General features: G+C 70.0%; 17 protein-coding genes and 1 pseudogene. 10 read left to right on the top strand and 8 right to left on the bottom strand.

Annotated elements, in window-relative coordinates:
* The first annotated feature begins 19 nt into the window (after positions 1 to 19).
* The 4 genes from B124_RS28055 to B124_RS28070 all read left to right on the top strand — a co-directional run bounded on the left by B124_RS28055 (position 20) and on the right by B124_RS28070 (position 3,924).
* Positions 20 to 385: a MerR family transcriptional regulator gene (locus B124_RS28055; RefSeq protein ID WP_496505773.1), complete on the top strand. Its 366-nt coding sequence runs from the start codon at positions 20 to 22 to the stop codon at positions 383 to 385.
* 47 nt (positions 386 to 432) lie between these two features.
* Complete coding sequence (locus B124_RS28060) at positions 433 to 1,584, top strand: zinc-binding dehydrogenase (RefSeq protein ID WP_496505774.1); 1,152 nt, start codon at positions 433 to 435, stop codon at positions 1,582 to 1,584.
* A 231-nt stretch (positions 1,585 to 1,815) separates the two neighbouring features.
* The gene (locus B124_RS28065) at positions 1,816 to 2,166 is read left to right on the top strand and encodes a GNAT family N-acetyltransferase (RefSeq protein ID WP_496505775.1); all 351 of its coding nucleotides are present in this window, start codon (positions 1,816 to 1,818) and stop codon (positions 2,164 to 2,166) included.
* 159 nt (positions 2,167 to 2,325) lie between these two features.
* The gene (locus B124_RS28070) at positions 2,326 to 3,924 is read left to right on the top strand and encodes an alpha/beta hydrolase (protein WP_496505776.1); all 1,599 of its coding nucleotides are present in this window, start codon (positions 2,326 to 2,328) and stop codon (positions 3,922 to 3,924) included.
* A gap of 1 nt (position 3,925) precedes the next feature.
* On the opposite strand, the gene B124_RS28075 is transcribed toward B124_RS28070, so the two are convergent.
* A complete protein-coding gene (locus tag B124_RS28075) occupies positions 3,926 to 4,570 on the bottom strand; it encodes a TetR/AcrR family transcriptional regulator (RefSeq protein ID WP_496505777.1) in 645 nt (214 codons plus the stop codon).
* Between the two features lie 115 nt (positions 4,571 to 4,685).
* Here B124_RS28075 and B124_RS28080 point away from each other — a divergent pair.
* The 6 genes and pseudogenes from B124_RS28080 (at position 4,686) to B124_RS28105 (ending at position 11,495) form a co-directional block, all read left to right on the top strand.
* Positions 4,686 to 5,649 (top strand): annotated as a pseudogene (locus B124_RS28080) (zinc-dependent alcohol dehydrogenase family protein).
* A 683-nt stretch (positions 5,650 to 6,332) separates the two neighbouring features.
* A complete protein-coding gene (locus B124_RS28085; RefSeq protein ID WP_496505778.1) occupies positions 6,333 to 7,145 on the top strand; it encodes a hypothetical protein in 813 nt (270 codons plus the stop codon).
* Positions 7,146 to 7,315: 170 nt separating this feature from the next.
* The gene (locus tag B124_RS28090) at positions 7,316 to 7,894 is read left to right on the top strand and encodes a sigma-70 family RNA polymerase sigma factor (RefSeq protein ID WP_496505811.1); all 579 of its coding nucleotides are present in this window, start codon (positions 7,316 to 7,318) and stop codon (positions 7,892 to 7,894) included.
* A gap of 715 nt (positions 7,895 to 8,609) precedes the next feature.
* Positions 8,610 to 9,647 (top strand): ABC transporter substrate-binding protein, encoded by a 1,038-nt coding sequence (locus tag B124_RS28095; protein ID WP_496505779.1) that lies wholly within the window; start codon positions 8,610 to 8,612, stop codon positions 9,645 to 9,647.
* Positions 9,648 to 9,673: 26 nt separating this feature from the next.
* The gene (locus B124_RS28100) at positions 9,674 to 10,669 is read left to right on the top strand and encodes a FecCD family ABC transporter permease (protein ID WP_496505780.1); all 996 of its coding nucleotides are present in this window, start codon (positions 9,674 to 9,676) and stop codon (positions 10,667 to 10,669) included.
* A gap of 4 nt (positions 10,670 to 10,673) precedes the next feature.
* Positions 10,674 to 11,495: an ABC transporter ATP-binding protein gene (locus tag B124_RS28105; RefSeq protein WP_496505781.1), complete on the top strand. Its 822-nt coding sequence runs from the start codon at positions 10,674 to 10,676 to the stop codon at positions 11,493 to 11,495.
* A gap of 176 nt (positions 11,496 to 11,671) precedes the next feature.
* Here B124_RS28105 and B124_RS28110 read toward each other — a convergent pair whose 3' ends face one another.
* The 7 genes from B124_RS28110 to B124_RS28140 all read right to left on the bottom strand — a co-directional run bounded on the left by B124_RS28110 (position 11,672) and on the right by B124_RS28140 (position 18,634).
* Complete coding sequence (locus B124_RS28110) at positions 11,672 to 12,277, bottom strand: chloramphenicol phosphotransferase CPT family protein (protein WP_496505782.1); 606 nt, start codon at positions 12,275 to 12,277, stop codon at positions 11,672 to 11,674.
* A 192-nt stretch (positions 12,278 to 12,469) separates the two neighbouring features.
* Complete coding sequence (locus tag B124_RS28115) at positions 12,470 to 13,264, bottom strand: ABC transporter ATP-binding protein (protein ID WP_496505783.1); 795 nt, start codon at positions 13,262 to 13,264, stop codon at positions 12,470 to 12,472.
* A gap of 2 nt (positions 13,265 to 13,266) precedes the next feature.
* Positions 13,267 to 14,358, bottom strand: a complete 1,092-nt coding sequence (locus tag B124_RS28120; protein ID WP_496505784.1) for a FecCD family ABC transporter permease — start codon at positions 14,356 to 14,358, stop codon at positions 13,267 to 13,269.
* Entirely contained in the window at positions 14,358 to 15,425 is a 1,068-nt protein-coding gene (locus B124_RS28125; RefSeq protein ID WP_496505785.1) for an ABC transporter substrate-binding protein, read from the bottom strand. Before B124_RS28125 ends, B124_RS28120 begins: the two co-directional genes overlap by 1 nt.
* 72 nt (positions 15,426 to 15,497) lie before the next feature.
* Positions 15,498 to 16,625, bottom strand: coding sequence for a SagB/ThcOx family dehydrogenase (locus tag B124_RS28130; protein ID WP_496505786.1), 1,128 nt, complete (start codon positions 16,623 to 16,625; stop codon positions 15,498 to 15,500).
* 211 nt (positions 16,626 to 16,836) lie between these two features.
* A complete protein-coding gene (locus B124_RS28135; protein ID WP_496505787.1) occupies positions 16,837 to 18,027 on the bottom strand; it encodes an MFS transporter in 1,191 nt (396 codons plus the stop codon).
* Positions 18,028 to 18,451: 424 nt separating this feature from the next.
* Positions 18,452 to 18,634 carry a hypothetical protein gene (locus B124_RS28140; protein ID WP_496505788.1) on the bottom strand — a complete coding sequence of 61 codons (183 nt, stop codon included), beginning with the start codon at positions 18,632 to 18,634 and terminating at the stop codon, positions 18,452 to 18,454.
* Positions 18,635 to 18,755 lie beyond the last annotated feature (121 nt).

The raw sequence follows: 18,755 nt of genomic DNA on the forward strand, positions 1-18,755 counted from the left end.
CCGGACGTTGTCTGCGGATATGAAGATCGGTGAAGCCTCCCGGGCCAGTGGGGTGAGTGCCCGCTCGCTGCGGCACTACGAGGACGAGGGCCTGATCGTCCCCGGCCGTTTCAGCAACGGGTTCCGCGACTACTGCCAGTCCACGATCGACCGGGTGCACGTCATCCGTTCCCTGCTGGAGTCCGGGCTGCCGGTGCGGTTGATCAGGGAAGTCCTGCCCGGCCTCGCCGACGGGCCCGATGCCGGGACCGGGGCCGTGGGTGCGGAGTTCCTGCACGAGGTGCAGAGCTATCGCGACCGGCTCGCCGCCCGTATCGCCGCTCTCAGCGAGCAGCAGACGGCCCTGGACGCCTACCTTCGCCGGGCCCGCCGCGCCGGCCTCTGAGAGCCGCTTGACCTTGACGTAAGTGTCAGGCTCCTACGTTCTGGTGCATGGAGACCAACGAGCCGCAGCAGACCGCCGACCACACGATACGAGCACTGATCCAGCACTCGCACCGGGGACCGCAGGACCTGGCCCTCACTACCGGCCACCGCCGTCCCGCACCGGGGCCCGGCGACTACCTGATCCGCGTCGGCGCCGCAGGGGTCAACTTCGCCGACGTCATGCAGACGCGTGGAACGTACGGAGGAGGGCCGCAGGCACCCTACGTGGCGGGCTTCGAAGCCGCCGGCGAGATCGTGGGGACCGGCGCGGACGTCGAGAGTCCGTACCCGCTCGGCACCCACGTCATCGGGGCCGGCCCGGGCGCGTTCGCGCAGTACATGACGATGCCGGCCGCCGGCGCCCTGCCCGTACCGGCCGGCTGGAGCGACGCCGAAGCGCTCGGAATGGTGCTGAACTGGGCCACCGCGCTGGCGGCGCTCAAGCCGCTCGGCGAGATCAGGACCGGCGATGCGGTGCTCATCCACGCCGCGGCCGGAGGCGTCGGACAGGCCGCCGTCCGCCTCGCCCGCCACTACGGCGCCCGCGTGATCGCCACGGCCTCCCCGGCCAAGCACGCCACCGTCACAGCACTCGGCGCCGACGAGGTCCTGGACAGCCGCCGTCCCGGACTGGCCGCCGAGATCACCCGGCTGACCGGCGGGGCCGGGGTCGACCTGGTCCTGGAATCGGTGGGCAGGGCCACGTTCGAGACCAGCCTGGCGGTCACCAAACCCTTCACCGGCCGCATCGTCGTCTTCGGAGCCGCCTCGGGCGACGCCGCCGTCACCACGCACGACCTGGTCTTCACCCACCACGTCCAGATCAAGGGCCTGCACATCGGGGCGCTCGCGACCGAGGCCCCGGCCCTCTACCGGTCACTGCTCACCGAGATCGAGGCGCTCATCACCAACGGCGTCTACGCGCCAGGCACTCCCCGGGTGCACGGCCTGGCCGACGGGCCCGAGGTGCTGCGGCGACTCGAAGCCGGCGCTACCCACGGCAAGCACGCCCTCGATCCCTGGCGTGAGGAACACGCTGCTGGAGACGGGCCATCGAAGAGGGTTTGCGGACGAGGGCCGGGACCGGATAGTCCTTACCGCCGGACCCCGCCACGAGGGTTGAGGGCCGCGACAGCGAGAGGAGGGATAAGCCCATGATCCCCGTGATCACCGCGCTTGTGTCCTCCCGGGGTACGGACCGCGTCTGACCCCGGTACGTACGGGCGCCTTCACCGGAGCGTGCCTTGACCGTAGAAACGAACGACCTGACCCTGCGTCCGATCACCGGACGCGACGAACTCGACCTCTTCTCCCGGCTGCCCTACGTCCTCAACGGGGAACTGCCGGACGACCTCGCCGAACGCGCACAGCCGTGCCGACCTGACCCGGATGCCCGTACGCGAAGCAGCCGTCCGGCACTACGAGGACGAGCTGGCCCGCTACCCGAGCCCGCGGGACTGGTGGCGCATCGCCACCCTGCCCGACAGAGAGCCGGTCGGGTTCGTCGTCCCGGCCCGCAACCCGTACAACGCGATCATCGCCTACATCGCGGTCCTGCCCGCACACCGCGGCAGGGGCTACATCGACGACCTCCTCGCCGAGGGCACCCGGATCCTCGCGGAACAGCACGTTCCCCGTATCCGCGCGGCCACGGACCTCGGCAACGTCCCGATGGCGAACGCCTTCCGCCGCGCCGGATACGTCAACTTCGGGCGTGAGATCAACATGACCTGGAGCTGACCGAACACGGGGCGGGGACTCCGCGACCGGCGTCCCCGCCCTGAGGTGTGCGGGGGCTGGCACCAGGGCGGACACGGCGGGTGGCCGGATGGAGCGGGTGGGACGGTCTCCGTAGCGTCGCGGTGCCAGGGCAAACCCGCGATATCTCCGAGGAGTTCGATGCGCGTCGCACCCGCTCTCTGCGCCGGGCTCGGCCTGACCGGCCTGCTGGCCGGCGCCGTGCCCGCCACGGCGTCGGCCAACCGCAGCACACCGAGCCCGCCACCCGCCTCGTACGCGGCTCAGGTGAGCAGCCCCGGCACCGCGGCCTACGCGCACCAGCGGCTCTCCTGGGGCCGGTGCTCGCCCGGGCAGGAGGAACTGCGCGCGGCCGGCGCCGAGTGCACCAAGGTCACCGTGCCGCTCGACTACTCGGCGCCGCGCGGGCGCACGATCGAGATCGCCGTCTCACGCGTCAGGGCATCCGACCGTGCGCACCGCCGCGGCGTCCTGCTGTCCAACCCGGGCGGCCCGGGCGGCACCGGCCTCGCGTACACCCTGGGGCTGCGCCCCGCGCTCAAGGAGACGGCGAGCCGCTACGACCTGATCGGCTTCGACCCGAGGTTCCTCGGCGAGAGCACCCCCCTGCGGTGCGCGCCGGCGGAACCGGCGCCGCCGCCGGGCGCGGAGACCTCCCCGCGCGAGCAGTTCGACAGACAGGTACGGTCGGCGCGTGAGGACGCCCGGCGCTGCCACGCGTACGGGGACAACGCCGACCTGCTGCCGCACGCCTCGTCCCGCAACGTCGCACGCGACATGGACCTGATCCGCGCCGTGCTCGGCGAGCGCACGATGTCCTACTACGGCGTCTCCTACGGCGCGGACCTGGGCGCCGTCTACACGCAGATGTTCCCGCGCCGAACCGACCGCTTCGTCATCGACTCCTCGACCGACCCGGCGGCGACGCAGTACGAACTGTTCCAGCGCTCCGGGCCCGCCGCCGAGGAGGGCCTGGACGAATGGGCCGCCTGGACCGCGCGTCGCGACGGGACGTACGGCCTGGGCAGCAGCGCGACCGCTGTACGGGCAGAAGTGCAGGCCCTGCTCGACCGGACCGAACGGCGCCGGCTGACCATCGCGGACGTACCGCTCGACGCAAGCGTCGTACGCCTGATCCTCAAGCAGCCCGTACAGCACGCAGAACAGAACGCGGCGCTGGCCGGCATCGTGCGCGACCTGGTCGACGCGGCCGACGGCACGCCGGTCGAGCCCGGCCCCGAGCTGACCGCGATGCTCGAACTGCTGAAGTCCCCGGCGCTGGCCGACAGCATGATCGGCGGCGCCATGTTCATGTGCGGCGACGGCGGCTGGCCGGCAGGAGGCTGGCCGGCGGACCCGGAGACGTACTGGCAGAACAGCGTGCGCAGCCGCGGCACGGAGCCGGTCTTCGGCCCGTACGTCAACGGCATGATCGCCCCGTGCGCCTTCTGGCAGAGCCACCCCCGCGAGCCCGGCACGCGGATCGGCAACGACCGGCCGGTGCTGATGCTCCAGGCCCGCCGCGACAACAACGTGCCCTACGACGGCGCTCTCGCCCTGCACCGCAGACTGACCGGCTCCCGGCTGGTGACGGCGGACGTGCGGGCACACGGGGTGTTCGGCCGGGGAGCCGACGGCATGCGACCGGTGCCGTGTGCGGACCGTGCCGTGAACGACTACCTGACCAGCGGAGAACTGCCCGCACGCGACTACGTGTGCGAGCCGGAGGAAGCCGGGTGACCTACGGCGTGCGGGACGAGGGGGTGAGGTGCAGGTGCGGTGCCGGCGGCAGCGGTGAAGGCGCTGCCGTTTCCGGCGCGGCGCGGAAGGCCTCGATCACGTAGGCCGCGAAGCGGTGGGAGGCCGTGATCCGGTCGGCACGCGGTGTGTCCTGGAGGCCCCGGTGCGCCATGAGCATGAGGATCAGGTCGTCGACGGCGAAGCCGGGGCGCAGTTGGCCGGCCTCCTGGGCGCGGCGGGCCAGTCCGCCGACCGCGCGCAGGGTCCGCTCCTGGTCGGCGGCGAAGTCCATGGCCTCGGGGAAGGCGGTCATGAAGGCGTCGGCGAATCCCCGGCTGTGCGCGTGCAGTTCGCAGATCCGCTCGATCAGGCTCCGGAATCCGTGCCACGGGTCCGGGTCCGCAAGGGCGTCCCGGACAGCGGTGCGGCAGGCTCGCCGCTGCTCGGCGAAGGTCTCGGCGATCAGTGCCTGCTTGGTCGGGAAGTGCCGGTACAGCGTGGCGGGGCCGACGCCTGCGTGCCGGGCGACCTCGCGCATGGGCGCGCTCAGGCCCTCTTCGCCGAACACCGCGCGGGCGGCGTCCAGGATACGGGCCCGATTGTCGCGGGCGTCGGAGCGCACGGTCCGAGGCACATGGCCGGTCATCGTCTCTCACTTTAGCCAACCGGACGGGGGCGTCCGTTACGGTCCGACGGTGGTGCTGCCGCCCGGCGGGTGATGCCCCGGCTGCGGCGTCCGCCGACCCGACCGAGGAGCAGAGATGAAAGCCGTCGTGATCAGGACGTTCGGAGACCCCGATGGTCTGGAGATCGTCGATATGCCCGTGCCCGTTCCCGCCCCGGGACAGGTGCAGATCGCCACGGAGGCGATCGGGGTGGGCGGCGTGGACGCCGTGATCCGCCGGGGAGCGCTTGCGGCCTTCGGCTTCCGGGAGGGCCATCTCCTCGGGAGCGAGGTCGCGGGAAGGGTCACCGCGGTGGGAGAAGGCGTGGATCCCTCGTGGACTGGGCGGCGGGTGTGGGCGTTCACCGGCCTGTCCGGTGCGTACGCCGAGCAGGCAGTCGCCTCGGTCGACGACGTACATGCGCTGCCCGACGGCCTGACCGGCGCCGACGCGGTGACCCTCGGCGGCTCCGGCGTGGTCGCCCACTTCGCCCTGGACCGGGCCCGTTTCACCCCCGGCGAGACGGTGCTCGTGCGCGGCGCGGCGGGCAGCATCGGGATCACGGCGATCCAGCTCGCGGCCAGGAACGGCGCGAGCGCGGTGGCGGTCACCACCTCATCGGCGGAGCGCGGCGCCCGCCTGCGGGACCTGGGCGCGACCCACGTCCTGGACCGCTCCGGCGAGGGCGGCCCGGACGCACCGACGGGCTTCGACGTGGTCATAGACGTCGTCGGAGGCCCCCAGCTCCCCCTTTTCCTGGACAAGTTGAACACCCACGGGCCGGTACGTGGCCGTCGGCATAGTCGGCGGCCAGCCGCCGGCGGACTTCGGCACGCGGCTGATGGACGCCTTCCGCAAGTCGTTGTCGTTCGCCGCCTTCAGCTCGGATACGGTGCCCGCCCCCGACCGCCAGGCCGTACGGTCGTCCCAGTTCACCGACGCCGCGCACGGGAACCTACGCACGGCCGTGCACGAAGTGCTGCCGCTGGACCAGGCAGCGCAGGCCCACCGCGCGATGGACGAGGGAAAAGTATTCGGCCGGGTCGTACTGACGCCCTGATCTTCTCCCGGTTCTCTCCCAAGAGATCTCCAGAAACCACTCAGGGGCCCGATCCATCAAGCGGATCAAGCCCCTGACCTGGTGCTTTGCTGTCGGGGTGGCGGGATTTGAACCCACGACCTCTTCGTCCCGAACGAAGCAGACGCACGATCGGCACCGGCGCTGATGGGCAACGGAGCAGGTCAGCGCGTTGGTGCGGATCGGTCTCGCGTGGTCTCGGTCAGTCTGTGGGAGAAGATCTTCTCCCGGATTTCTCCCAGCGGCAGCCCTGTTGCGGGACAGCGGCTGAGCAGCCACCAGCGTTGCATGTGTGACTTTGCCGCTCAGGAGGCCGACGACGGACTTGGTGTTCTGGCATGCGGCCGACAGTGACCGTGAGCACTTGGCGGACAGAGCTGGACCAACGCGAATGAGGCCAGAATTGAGACGGAGCCTGGCTCCGCCGCGCCCTCACGCCGACCATCCGATGGGCTCGCCGCCGTAGCGCACCGCGTCTGCGCTCGGGGCGACAGTACGGCGCTACAGCGCGGCAGCAGGCAGAAGCATTGGTCGGGCTGGAGTGACGGGGAGTTCCCCGTGATTCATGTGGTGTGAATCACCGAACGAAGAGTCGAACAGGTCGTGGTGGGGAATGCTCACCCCGCCCTGAGCGCGCCCGACGCCGATGCGAGGATGAGCCCGCCATGACTGCCGGGTGGTGTATGCGCACCGTACGGGCCGCGACGTTCGCGGCCCTGTGTGTCGTGCTCGCCGCTGTCGGTCACGTCACGATGTCGGGGACGCCGGTGCCCTGGTGGGCGCTTGCCGCCGCGGCGGTCACCACCGGTCCGTTCGCCTGGTGTCTGGCCGGCCGGGAGCGCGGCCTGGTCGCGATCACGTCGGCCACGGTGGTGGCGCAGGCGGTGCTGCACGCGGCGTTCTCTCTCGCCCAGGCCGCCGGGCAGCCGACGAGCGGTGGCGCGAGCCTCGTCGAGAAGTGGACACAGAACCTGCTCTGCGCACCGCCGGGGGTCGGCGTGCCGACGGGTGTGGGGGCCAACGGCAGCACGGCAGCCATGGAGACCGCCACCGCGCATCATGTCCCCTCGACCCAACACGGCATGGAGCACAGCGCCGGCCACGCCATGGGCGCCATGCCCGGCGAGGGCTCTGCAGGGGCCGCCACGTCTGCGGAACATGTCGGCTCCATGTCCCACATGGGGCACGGCGGGGGTGAGATGTCCTCCTTCGGGATGCTCGGGGCGCACCTTCTGGTCGCTGTGGTCTGCGGGCTGTGGCTGGCGTACGGGGAACGCGCCGTGTTCCGCGTCCTGCGTGTCCTGCACGTGCTGGCGGGATGGGCAGCCGCGCCCCTGCAGATCCCGTTGGTCGCGCCTGTGCCACCGGCTGTCCCGACGCTCCGCTTCTTCCAGGTGCCTTCGCAAGCCGCGCCGGCACGTCTTCTCGTCCACTCCATCACTTCTCGAGGCCCGCCCGCCGGGACCGCTGTCATCTGACGACAGCCGGTCACCCGGGGCCGCAAGCAGGAGCCGCCGTGCTCCCGCGCCCCGGGCGTCGGTCGCGTGCACGCGTACGCCCGCGGCCGCCCCTTTCACCGGACCCCGCCGCTCTGCGCGCCGGTCCGGATCACGGAATCCGAGAAGGAATACACGTGACTACACACCCCATGCCCGTTTTGTCCGATGAGTCGATCACGGAGTGGGCGCTCGCGGCCCGCGGTGGTGACCGCGACGCGCTCGACCACGTCGTCCGCGCCCTGCACCGCGACGTCCGCCGCTATGTGATCTACCTGGGCGTCGATCCGCAGGCCGCCGACGACCTCACCCAGGAGACGTTCCTGCGGGCTCTGGGCAGCCTGCACCGTTTCGAAGGACGGTCGTCTGCCCGTACCTGGCTCCTGGCCATCGCCCGTCGTGCCGTGGTCGACAGCCTGCGCCGGGCTTCCGCCCGCCCGCGGCTGGCGGATACCGACGACTGGCTGTCCGCGGCGGAGTGGGCCCAGCCCACCGGCCTGCCGGGGCACGACGATGCCGTCGCCCTGGCGGAGTTGCTGGCTCTGTTGCCGGCCGAGCGGCGGCAGGCGTTCGTGCTTACGCAACTGGTCGGGCTGCCGTACGCGGAGGCGGCGCTGATCACCGACTGCCCGGTGGGCACCGTGCGCTCCCGTGTCAACCGGGCTCGCACCACCCTCGCACGCCAGTTGCACGACGCCGAACAGGCCGGCCTGACGCCGGCCGCGGCCTGACACCGGAAGACGGAACCCGTCGCCGGCCACCGGACCCCTCCCCCGGGGAACGGCGGCCGGGCGGCCCTCCCTGCCCGGTCTGGCCGGTCCCCGAGGCCGTCGCCGTCACCGCGGGCTACCGGCGCCGCCGCCGTGGCGGCCCGCCGTCACCGTGCTCCGAGACGTCCGCTCATCGCCAGTACCGTCGGATCACGCTGATCGGCCCGAAAGGTGCAGGGGAGTCGACCCTGCTGCGCCCCCTCGGCGGAGCCCGGCCGCGGCTGTCCGGACGGGTACTCCTCGTCGGCGCGGACCTCGCGGGTCGCTCTCTCCCCGCGGGCCACCCCGGCAGCCCGCTGCACTCGACCTCCCGGCGAAACCCGCAGGTCGCCCGGCAAATAGTGCTGGAGTATTGGTGGGGCAAGTTATTCGAGCTCGATGGCGGATTGCAATGATGGGGCGTCGAGACCCGCTCCGTCGATTCGTGCCGTGTTGCCTTCCACATTCACGGAAACTTCGGTGGCCCCGAGGACCGCCGAGACGCACGTTCGTCTCGACTCGCGTGCGGAGCCGGCCGGTTGTTCAGCGGTTTCCGCCTTCCAATGAGTCGGTTCGCAGCACGGCCTGGTTCCACATGGTTATGAACTTCTGAGTGGTGGTGCGCCGGGAACTTGCCGTCCTCTCGTTCCGACAACTGCAGTGGTCTTTTTCCCTCCAGCACGTTCCGGGAGCCAGCATGTCGATAAGCCGGCCACTTGCCACCACCGTGGCCACCGCCCTCTGCCTTCTCACCGCCGCGTGCGGTTCGTCATCAGAGGAGGAGGCGAAGGACGTCTCGCCCGGCACGGCCGCTTCGAGTGACGGCTACCCGGTGACGCTGGAGAACTGTGGACGTGAGCAGACCTTCACGAAAGCGCCCAGCCGAGTGGTCGTCATGAACGGCGCCTCCGTCGCTGAGGTCTCCACCCTGCTCGCCCTCGGGCTCGGCGGCAAGATCGTGTCCAATCAGCAGAGCTACGGCATGTCCGAGGTGCCCGGACGGGCCGCAGCCATCAAGGAGTTGCCGACCGGGGACGTCGAGCCGAACGACGCCTACGACATCCCGCGCGAGGCCATGATCGGCCTGCGGCCCGATCTCGCCTTGGCCGTCACCAGGTACGGCTTCGACGAGAAGAACGGTTTCGCCACCCGCGACCAGCTTGAGGAGATCGGCGCCAACAGCTACATCTCCCCACAGGGCTGCGACGACGACCCGGCCAAGATGACCGTCGCCGACAGCTACCGGCTGCTGCGTGACATGGGGAAGATCTTCAATGTCAGCGACAGGGCCGAGAAGCTGATCGCCGCCAATGAGAAGAAGATCGCGGAGGTCTCGGAGAAGGTCGAGGGGAAGAGGAAGCCGAAGGTCATGGTCCTCTTCTCCAACATGTCCATGGGCAGCAACGACTTCAGCTCCGTCTTCGCCAAGGGCATCGTCAACGACATCCTCGCCAAGGCCGGTGGCGCCAACGCCTTCGAGGACAGCGCCACGACCACCTTCGCCGACCTGAGCAAGGAGAAGGTGGCCACCACCGACGTCGACGCCGTCGTCGTCCTCAGCTACAACGACCCCGATCCGGCGGCCTACGCCGAGAAACTGCTCAAGGAGTTCCCCCAGTGGCCGGCGGCCGAGAACAACACGTACGTGACGCTGTCCGACTCGATGTACCTCGGCCCGAGCAACGATCTGGCCGTGGAGAAGGTCGCGAAGATGCTGCACCCCGACGCTTTCTGAACCGCATCCCGGTACCGCTGGCGTGCATGCTGCTCGCGCTCCTGCTGGCGGGCACCATGATCGTGGCGATCAGCATCGGCGCCGTCGGCGTTCCGCTCAGTGACGTGTGGAGCATCGTCCTCCACCACGTCACCGGCCTCGGACCGGCGCCGTCCGACCCGGCGCTGGACCAGATCGTGTGGAAGTTCCGCACCCCGCGCGTGATCCTGGCAGCCCTGGCCGGCGCTGGTCTCGCCGTCTCCGGCGCGGTCCTGCAGACCGTGGTGTCCAACCCTCTCGCAGATCCCATCGTGCTGGGCTTCTCCTACGGCGCCACTCTCGGCGCGGTCCTCGTCATCACCCTGGGCGGCGGAGCCGCGCTCGCCGGGCTCGGCGTGTCCGCGGCGGCCTTCCTGGGCGCGGTCGTGGCCGGGGCTCTGGTCTTCCTGCTCGGCCAGCGGCAAGGGAGGATGGCGCCGACCCGGCTGGTGCTGGCGGGCGTCGCCGTCGGGTACGTCTTTCTCTCCGCGACGAGCTATGTCCAGCTCCAGGCAACCCCCACCGAACTGCGCACGGTCATGTTCTGGATGCTGGGCAGTGTCGCAGGAGCCCAGTGGGACCAACTCCCCGTCGTCGCAAGCGTCGTGCTCGTCACGACCGTGCTGCTGTCGCTTTTCGGCCGCCGCCTCAACGTGCTGCTGGCCGGTGACGAGTCGGCCACCGCACTCGGCGTCGACGTCAACCGGTTGCGGACCGCGCTGCTGGTCCTCAGTGCGCTGCTGACCGGTACCGTGATCGCGGTCGCCGGCAGCATCGGGTTCGTCGGCCTGATGATCCCGCACCTGGTACGCCTGACCATCGGCGCCGACCACCGTCGCCTGCTGCCTCTCACCGCTCTGCTCGGCGCCCTCTACCTCGTCCTGGTCGACCTCCTCTCCCGCACCCTCAACCGGCCCAACGAAATGCCGTTGGGCATCCTCACCGCCCTGTTCGGCGCCCCCTTCTTCCTGTGGCTGCTACGCCGAAACAAGGGCTTGGACTGATCGCATGAAACTCGTCGTCGACCGCCTCCACATCACCCTCGACCGGAACCCGATCCTGCGCGATGTGAGTCTTCAGGCCCGCGCGGGCGACATCGTCGGCCTGGTCGGCCCCAACGGCAGCGGCAAATCCACCTTGCTGCGTGCGGTCTACCGCTCACTGCGCCCGCTGAAAGGGGTGATCAAAGTGGGTGAGGACGACGTGCGGACGCTGTCTCCCCGGGCCGCGGCCCGTCGTACGGCCGCGGTTCTGCAGGACGGCGGCGGCAACACCGCCGGCCTGACCGTGAGCGAGATCGTCGCGCTCGGACGCGCGCCCCACCACGGTCTCCTCGGCCGGGACGGACCACAGGACAACGCGGCCGTATCGAATGCCATCGACCGCTGCGGGATACATCCGTTCGCCCACCGTGCGTACGCCTCCCTGTCGGGCGGCGAACGTCAACGCGTCCTGCTGGCCCGTGCCCTGGCCCAGGACCCGCGACTGCTCGTTCTGGACGAACTCACCAACCACCTCGACATCCGGGCCCGGTTCGAGCTTCTGGATCTCATCCGCGCCACCGGGATCACCACACTGGCCGTGCTGCACGACCTCGATCTGGCGGCCCGGCTCTGTGACCACCTCGTCGTCCTGCGCCACGGCACCGTAGCGGCGGCAGGGCCGGTCCTGGAGGTGCTCACCCCGGACCTTCTCGCCGACGTCTTCGGCGTTCACGCCCGTGCCGAGCAGCACGCCGACCGCGTCATCCGCATCACCTACGCCGCCCGGCCCCTTGCCGGCGAAAGCCGCAGAGACGACGCCCACTTCACCAAGGCAGCGCCCTCGTGAGCTTCAAGCGGCGTGAGTCGTCCACCTCGGAAGCCGCGGTAACGGTCCGAGCCACATCGCGCGCTGACCTTGCCACTACCGCTGGGCGGGCCGCCGACCGCACTTCCCCGGGCCGCCACCTTCACTACGACGAGTTCTTCCGGGGCACAGCCTCCCCCGGCAGCGGTCCGCTGCCCTCATGGCGGCGGTCCGCTGCCATGGTGCTCCGCTGGTAAAGCCAGCGCGCGAGCCCGAAGGACCGTGCGCGCCAGCTCTTGCGCGGGGACCTTGCTGGTATCGACCTTCAGGTCGTACCTGCCCTCATGGGCATGAACCGTCCGCAGGTGCCCCCTCGCCAGGCCCGCCGGATTGCCCCGTGCCGCCTCCCGCTCCTCCAGCACATCGACCGGGCAGTACACCCCAACGAGATAGACCTCTACGCCGGAGAGCGCCCGGAGCCAGTCCTCCAGCAGATCGGGATCCAGCAGCATCTCGTCGACCACGACGTTGCAGCCCTTGAGCGCCAGCTTGGCGACCGACGCACAGGCGGCGGCAAGCATCCGGCGGCCGACGTCGCCGTACCGGATGCTGATCAGTTGTCGGCCGCCCTCGTCATGCTCCGACCGGTCGTAGCGGAACCCTTCGAAGCTCAAGTGCCCGCCGCGGGCGCCAGCCCATTTCTCCGGCACCATCGAGAACAGCGTATCGATGCCCCAATACAGGTACGGCTCGTCGCCTTCTTCCTGGATCGCGCGTGCCAAGGTGGTCTTACCAGCACTTGATGTGCCGTTGAGATAGATCACGTGACCAGGGCGGTCATACTGCACAGAGGCACCCATCCAACCAACGTATCGGGCCCGATCAGCGACGGTGCGGCCCTCCGACGCAGGAAGCCAGGCACGACGGTGGCGCTGCTGTGGCATCTCAGCGCGTCCCGGGCGTCCCGGGGCGGGTCTGGTGCCGGACCCCGCGCCGACTCGGGCTCCTGGCGTACGTCAGGTAACGCCTGGTTCCGGACTGCGGCCGGCGAGGACGATGTGGGGCCGGCCACTGCGCGGGTGATCGATGACGTCCGCCTCGACGCCGAACACGCTGCGCAGCATCTCCGGCGTGATGATCCGCGCCGGATCGCCGTGACGTACGGTCCCCCCCTCGCACATGACGACGAGGTGGTCGCAGTACTCCGCGGCCAGGTTCAAGTCGTGCATGGCCATGACGGTGGTGAGACCCTGACCGCGGACGATGCGCATCAGCTCCTCCTGGTGCGCGAGGTCGAGGTGGTTGGTCGGCTCGTCCAGAACGAGCACCGTCGCCGCCTGTGCGAGCGCGCGCGCGAGAAAGACGCGCTGTCGCTCGCCGCCGGAGAGCGTGCTCACGGAGCGGTCCGCCATGTGATCGATGCCGGTCCGCCGCATCGCGGCACGGACCCGTTCGAGGTCCTCTTGGCCCAGGGCCTGCAGGGCCTGGAGATAGGGGGTCCGGCCGACGGCCACCAACTCCTCGACGGTGACGTCGAAGGTGACCTTCGTCTCCTGCGGTACGCCGGCGATCAGTTGGGCCGCCGGGCGCGGCTTCATCGACCACACGTCCCGGTCGTCGACCCGCACCGTGCCGGACTCGGGCCGCAGATGCCGGTAGACGGTCCGGATCAGGGTGGACTTTCCGGCCCCGTTCGGCCCGATCAAGCCGATCAACGTGCCCGCGGGCGCCTCCAGGGCGGCGTTCACCACCACCTTGGCGGAGCCGAGGGTAACCGACACGCCCTCGATGACCAGAGTGCCCTCGCGCACTGCTATCCCCCTCCCAGTCGAACGTGGCGGCGGCTCATCAGGTAGAGGAACAGCGGGGCCCCGATCACACTGGTGGCCACGCCCACCGGAAGTTCCTGCGGCGCCATGACGGTACGGCACGCGATGTCCACCGTGAGCAGGAAGAGTCCGCCGAGCAGCGCTGACATCGGAAGCAGCCTGCGGTGGTCGTTTCCCACCAGCATCCGGGCGATGTGGGGGACGATCAGCCCCACGAATCCGATGGCGCCGGAGAGGGCCACCGCGAGCCCGGTGAGAAGTGCGGCGACGACGAAGAGCGTCACACGCAGGCGCTGCGGGTCGACTCCCACGCTCGCGGAGGTCTCGTCGCCCAGGAGTATCGCGTTGAGCTGGCGTGCCCTCGACATGAGATAGGCGAAGCCGGCCACCAGGCCCAGCGCGGGAATGCCGAGTTGGTCCCAGGACGCGCCGGCGAGGCTGCCGAGGAGCCAGAAGAGGGCCGAGTTGGTCGTACCCGGATCCTCCGCCTGAAAGATGAGGTAGTTGGTGATCCCGGAGAGACCGGAGCCGACCACCACGCCGCCGAGCAGCAGCCTGGTCGGTGAGAACTCTCCCGTCAGCGTGACGAAGGCGTAGATGATCAGCAGCGCCGCGAGGGCACCGGCGAACCCCGCGAAGCCGGCCGAGATCCCGCCGAAGACGGTGACGCCCAGGACCATGGAGGCCACCGCGCCGAGCGCGGCGCCCGATGAGGTGCCCAGCAGGTACGGATCGGCGAGCGGGTTGCGTACGAGGGCCTGGGCGACCACCCCCACGACGGACAGCGCGGCGCCGACCAGCAGGGCGAGCAGGACGCGGGGCAGCCGGAGGTCCCACACGATGCCGTCCTGCACGAGCGTCCATTCGTTCGGATCGCCGAGTCCGGTGATCCGGTGGACGAGTATCCCCACGACCTGTGGCGCGGGGATGGCGACGGAGCCCACCGCCAGCGCGATCACGGACAGCACGGGCACGCACAGGACCAGGCCGGCTACCGCCCAGCGGGTCCTGCCGGGAGCGGCCCCGGACCCGTCGGCGAACCGGGTGGCGGACGCCCCGGTCTTCGTGCGCGGCATCAGCCGACGAGACCGGGGTGGAGTTCTCGCGCCAGGCTGACGACGGCGTCGGCGTTGCGCACGCTTCCGACCGCGTACTCCTCGTAGGCCACCGGGATGAACCTGCGTTCTTTGACCGCGGTCACGCCGGCCAGCGGCTCGAAGCCCAGGAGGAACTTCTCGGCGTCCTTCACGACCTTTTCGAACTCGGCCTTCGTGTCCTTGCCGTAGACGACGATGGCGATCGCGTCTGGGTTGCGGTCCGCGACCTGTTCCCAACTGACCTTGTCATACGTGCCGTTCAGGTCGGAGAAGATGTTCTTGCCGCCGGCCTGGGTGATCACGGCGTGGGCGAGGGTCCGGTTGCCCTGGGCGTAGGGAGTCTGTGTGCCCTCCTCGTACTCGAAACCGAAGACGCTGACCGGTTCTGCCGAACCCACCTGGTCCCGGACCGAAGCGATCTTCTTGCGCATGCCGGATACCAGGGCGTCGGACTTGGCCTTCACGTCGAAGATCCGGCCGTAGTTGTCCAGATCCTTGTAGACCGAGGCGAAGTCGGTGACCGGAGCCTTGGACGCCGTTTCACACGCCGTGCTGAACGCGTAGTAGGAGTTGATCTCCCGCTCGGTGAGCTGCTCCTGGCTCAGCGCCCCGAGACCCTTGTCGAAGTTCGACGACCAGCCGCCCACGACCAGGTCGGGCTGTACGTTCAGAAGCTGCTCCTTCTGAACGGGCGCGTAGGACTTGGGGTTGTACTCGCCCGACAGCTTGGGCAGGTCGTCCGCGACACGTTCCAGCCCGGGGCGGAACGCACCCGGGGCCACGGCCTGGATCCCCGAGATCCGCTCCTCCAGGCCCAGGGACAGCAGCATCTCCAGGACGCTGGAGGTCACGGTCGCCACCCGGGCCGGAGCCGCCCGGAACGTCGACGTGTGCCCGGTGCAGTCCGTCACCGTCCGCTTCTCGTACGGCTTCCCGTCGGAGGCGGCGGCCGAGGAGGAGTCCCGTCCCGCCGGCCCTCCGCATCCGGACAGGCAGAGCACCGCCAGCGTCAAGGCCGTGGCGATGGGAGTGGTTCCTCTGAGCATTCCGTCTTTCCGTTCTCGATGGGGAGACCGAAGCCCGGCGGGCCGGCGGCCCGTCGAGGGTTCCGGCGCTGGCTAGCGGGGTGATGCGGCGACGCTCATGTCGATCGGATGACCGTCGACCGGCCCGGCCGGGCGGCCCGCGCCGATCAGGTAGAGAGCGGTCTCGGCGATGCCGTCGATGCCGAGGGCGGATTCGGCCTCGCTGTCGCGGAACGCGGCGGTCTGGAAAGGGCCCAGACCCGTTGCCGTGCTCACCATGGCGAAGGTCTGCGCGAGGTGCCCGGCGTCCAGGAGGATCATCCGCAGAGTGCGCGGGTGCCGGTACTTGTACGTCGCCCTGGACACCAGCGCGGTCAGGAAGACGACGAAGCCCGCCGTGACCGCCATCTGCTGGCCGAAGCCGAGCCGGTCGACGTGCTGGGCCCGGAACTCGGGGTCGATCAGTTCCAGCGAGTGCTGTTCGACGTTGTAGTGATAGAGGCCGGGTGCGACCCCCTCGACATTGAGCACACCCACGTACGCCTCGATCTCGTGGCGTGCGCCGCCACCGGGGCTGGTACGCATCATGAGCGTGCCGTACTCGCGGGCGTCCACGAAGTACATCGGGCCGAAGGTGTAGTGCAACGTCGTGGCGAGTTCCCGCAGTGTGACGGGTTCCCCGGTGAACTCCCGGTGTGTGCGCCGGGCCAGCAGCACCTCGTCGAAGTCCCGGCGCAACGGCAGAAACGCCCGGGGCAGCCTGACCCTGGGGGCATCGGGATAGCTCTTGAAGACGGGGGGCGGCGGACCGCTCTCCAGCGCGACGGCGGTGGCGGCCGAGCGGTGCTCCTCGTCATCGCCGATGTACACGGCGTCCTTCGTGCCGAAGTGGAAGAACCGGGCCTCTTCGCTCCAGTCGGCCCACTCCGAGGCCAGCCGGTCCTCCCGTTCGGCCTGTTCCGGTGTGTGCAGGAGTCCCGCGTCCGCCAGGGCTTCGATGGCGGTGCGCACGGACGCGGGGTCGTAGCCGGACAGGGCGTCGAGAACCGACTCCGGATCCGTCCAGTCGTCGAAGCGCTGCAGCAGGAGCAGTGCTTCCTGGTCGACGGCGACCGCGTTGTCCTCGTCCGCGTCGGAGGACTTGGCGGACAGGTAGTCTTCGAGAACGAAGTCACCGTCGTGCCAGTAACCGACCAGGCTGCGGGTGCGGCGAAGCTTCATGGCGTTTCTCCTTGGAGGGCTCTCCGGGGGGTAGCGCTGAAGGGTGCGGGGCGGCAGAGCGCGCCGCCCCGCACCCCACCGTTCAACGGGCTACGCCGCGTGGTTCGACAGCAGCTTGCCGCGCGTCTTCTTGGAGCGGACCTGGACCTTGAGCTTGGCCATGGTGTTCACCTCCATTCGCATTCCGGTTGGTTGTTGCCGCCCTCGCGTCTCATGACGGCGAGGGAGTGCGGGGGCGCAGCAGGTCTATGCGCCAGAAGGCGGCCAGCGCCGCGAGGGCCAGCAGCCCCGCCGCGACGACGACCCCCGCGCGCCAATGGGCGTGCTGAACGAGCCAGCCACCGAGGGCGGTGCCGACGGCATTTCCCCCGAAGGTGGCGGTGGTCGCCCAGGCGAACGCCTCGGTGACCACGCTCGCGGGCGCGCAGCGGCTGATCAGGCTGAACTCGCCGATGGTCGCGGGGGTCAGCGCGATCCCGGTGAGGACGGCCAGCCCGAACATGACCGCGAAGCCGGTCCCGGCCAGCAGGAACAGCACACAGGCGGCGTACAGGGCCAGCAGCACCACGTACCGGCGTTCGACCGGCGTGGACCAGTTCCGGCTGCCGTACCACAGCCCGCTCACCGCGCTTCCGATGCCGACGGCGGTGTAGAGCACCCCTCCCGACGACGCGTCACCGGAGGCGTCCGCGAACCCGATGAGCGAGACACGTACGACGCCCAATGCCGCCGCGGTGGCGGTGATCGTGGACAGCAGGAGCACGAACCCGGCGGCGCGCAGCGGGCTCATTCCCCGCTTGGCACCCGTGGGCCGGGCCGCCCGGCAGACGGGCAGTGAGGTGAAGACGATCGTGCCGGCCGCCAGGAGAAGGCCGGTCGCACCCACCGCGGCGGAGGGACCCGCTACGGCGGACAGCGCCGTCACCACAAGGGGTCCGACGATGAGAAAGGTGTCTAACTGGAGAGAGTCCAGGGCAAGTGCGCTCTCGCGCCGCTGTTCGTCGAGCAACCGCGGCCACAGCGCGCGCTGACACGAGGCGACCGGCGGCACCGACGCCCCCACGAGAAAGGCCGCAACGCCGAGCAGCCAGGCCGACGACAACCAGGCGGCAGCCGCCAGACAGATCCCGAAGGCGCACGCGTTGACCGCCGCGGCGGACAGCAGCGGCCGTACTGGACCGTGCTTGTCGGCCGCCCTGCCGAGGACGGGGCCGAAGACGGCGTGGCCGATCCCGGCAGCGGCACCCACCGCTCCTGCGGCGCTGAGGGACCCCGTCTTCTGATGCGCCAGGAGTATGAGCCCAAGCCCGTACATGCTCACCGGCAGCCGAGCCAAGACGCCGGCGCCGAGTACCGCGGGGACCTGGGGGGTGCGCAGGAGCACGGAGTAGGACTCAGCCATGTCCGCAGCCCTCTCCGGGGTGGGACAACGGCACAGGGACCGACGGTAAGCAAACCGGACTGGGAGAGCATGCAGTTCGGCATGCCTCGGTGAACTCCGCGGGCCGGCGGGCGAGGTACTCGTGCATGAGCCCGACCGCGGTCGCGGTGTCCGGTGGCACGGACCACTCGCGGCACGCACCGAGCGGACCCGCGAGGACGAGAGCGATCCCGCCCTCGGGGCAGGTACGCATGCACCCCGACGCCGTCACGGTCAGGGAGTCCTTCCCTACCAGCCGGTACAGGCGGCGGCGAAACTCAACCACCCACCCTTCTCCCACCTCCGGGTGGCACCGTCGGCAGACGAACAGCATGGCGTCACGCCGTGGCTGACCGTCGTCCCTCTCCTGAGAGTCCACACTTAGTCAGTCGGGAGGCAAGCCCGGTTAGTTCCCGGAGGCGGCGGAATCCGGGGCGTGGCCGTAGGAGGCTTTGCGGGTGGCGCGGCGGAGGACGGCCAGGATCGCGGGGCCCAGGGCGAGGATGGCAAGGGTGTTGGTGATCGCGCGGCCGGTGTCCATGAAGAACACCGTCTCGATACCGGCGCAGCGTTCGTGCAGCACGTCCACGTCCCGATCCCTCCCTCACGGCCGAGAAGTACGCCGTTCCGGGAGGGCCAGGGTGAATCAGGAATTCTGACGCACGTGCTTCGCAGCAACACTCCACGGTTCCCGTGGAAGGCCCCCAGCA

This window comes from Streptomyces sp. CNP082 (genome assembly GCF_059570535.1).

Coding starts and splice junctions, on each gene's coding strand:
- B124_RS28060 (WP_496505774.1), top strand. CDS start 433: ATGGAGACCAACGAGCCGCAGCAGACCGCCGACCACACGATACGAGCA.
- B124_RS28095 (WP_496505779.1), top strand. CDS start 8,610: ATGTCGATAAGCCGGCCACTTGCCACCACCGTGGCCACCGCCCTCTGC.
- B124_RS28085 (WP_496505778.1), top strand. CDS start 6,333: ATGACTGCCGGGTGGTGTATGCGCACCGTACGGGCCGCGACGTTCGCG.
- B124_RS28090 (WP_496505811.1), top strand. CDS start 7,316: ATGCCCGTTTTGTCCGATGAGTCGATCACGGAGTGGGCGCTCGCGGCC.
- B124_RS28075 (WP_496505777.1), bottom strand. CDS start 4,570: ATGACCGGCCATGTGCCTCGGACCGTGCGCTCCGACGCCCGCGACAAT.
- B124_RS28135 (WP_496505787.1), bottom strand. CDS start 18,027: ATGGCTGAGTCCTACTCCGTGCTCCTGCGCACCCCCCAGGTCCCCGCG.
- B124_RS28055 (WP_496505773.1), top strand. CDS start 20: ATGAAGATCGGTGAAGCCTCCCGGGCCAGTGGGGTGAGTGCCCGCTCG.
- B124_RS28070 (WP_496505776.1), top strand. CDS start 2,326: ATGCGCGTCGCACCCGCTCTCTGCGCCGGGCTCGGCCTGACCGGCCTG.
- B124_RS28130 (WP_496505786.1), bottom strand. CDS start 16,625: ATGAAGCTTCGCCGCACCCGCAGCCTGGTCGGTTACTGGCACGACGGT.
- B124_RS28100 (WP_496505780.1), top strand. CDS start 9,674: ATGCTGCTCGCGCTCCTGCTGGCGGGCACCATGATCGTGGCGATCAGC.
- B124_RS28105 (WP_496505781.1), top strand. CDS start 10,674: ATGAAACTCGTCGTCGACCGCCTCCACATCACCCTCGACCGGAACCCG.
- B124_RS28120 (WP_496505784.1), bottom strand. CDS start 14,358: ATGCCGCGCACGAAGACCGGGGCGTCCGCCACCCGGTTCGCCGACGGG.
- B124_RS28065 (WP_496505775.1), top strand. CDS start 1,816: ATGCCCGTACGCGAAGCAGCCGTCCGGCACTACGAGGACGAGCTGGCC.
- B124_RS28125 (WP_496505785.1), bottom strand. CDS start 15,425: ATGCTCAGAGGAACCACTCCCATCGCCACGGCCTTGACGCTGGCGGTG.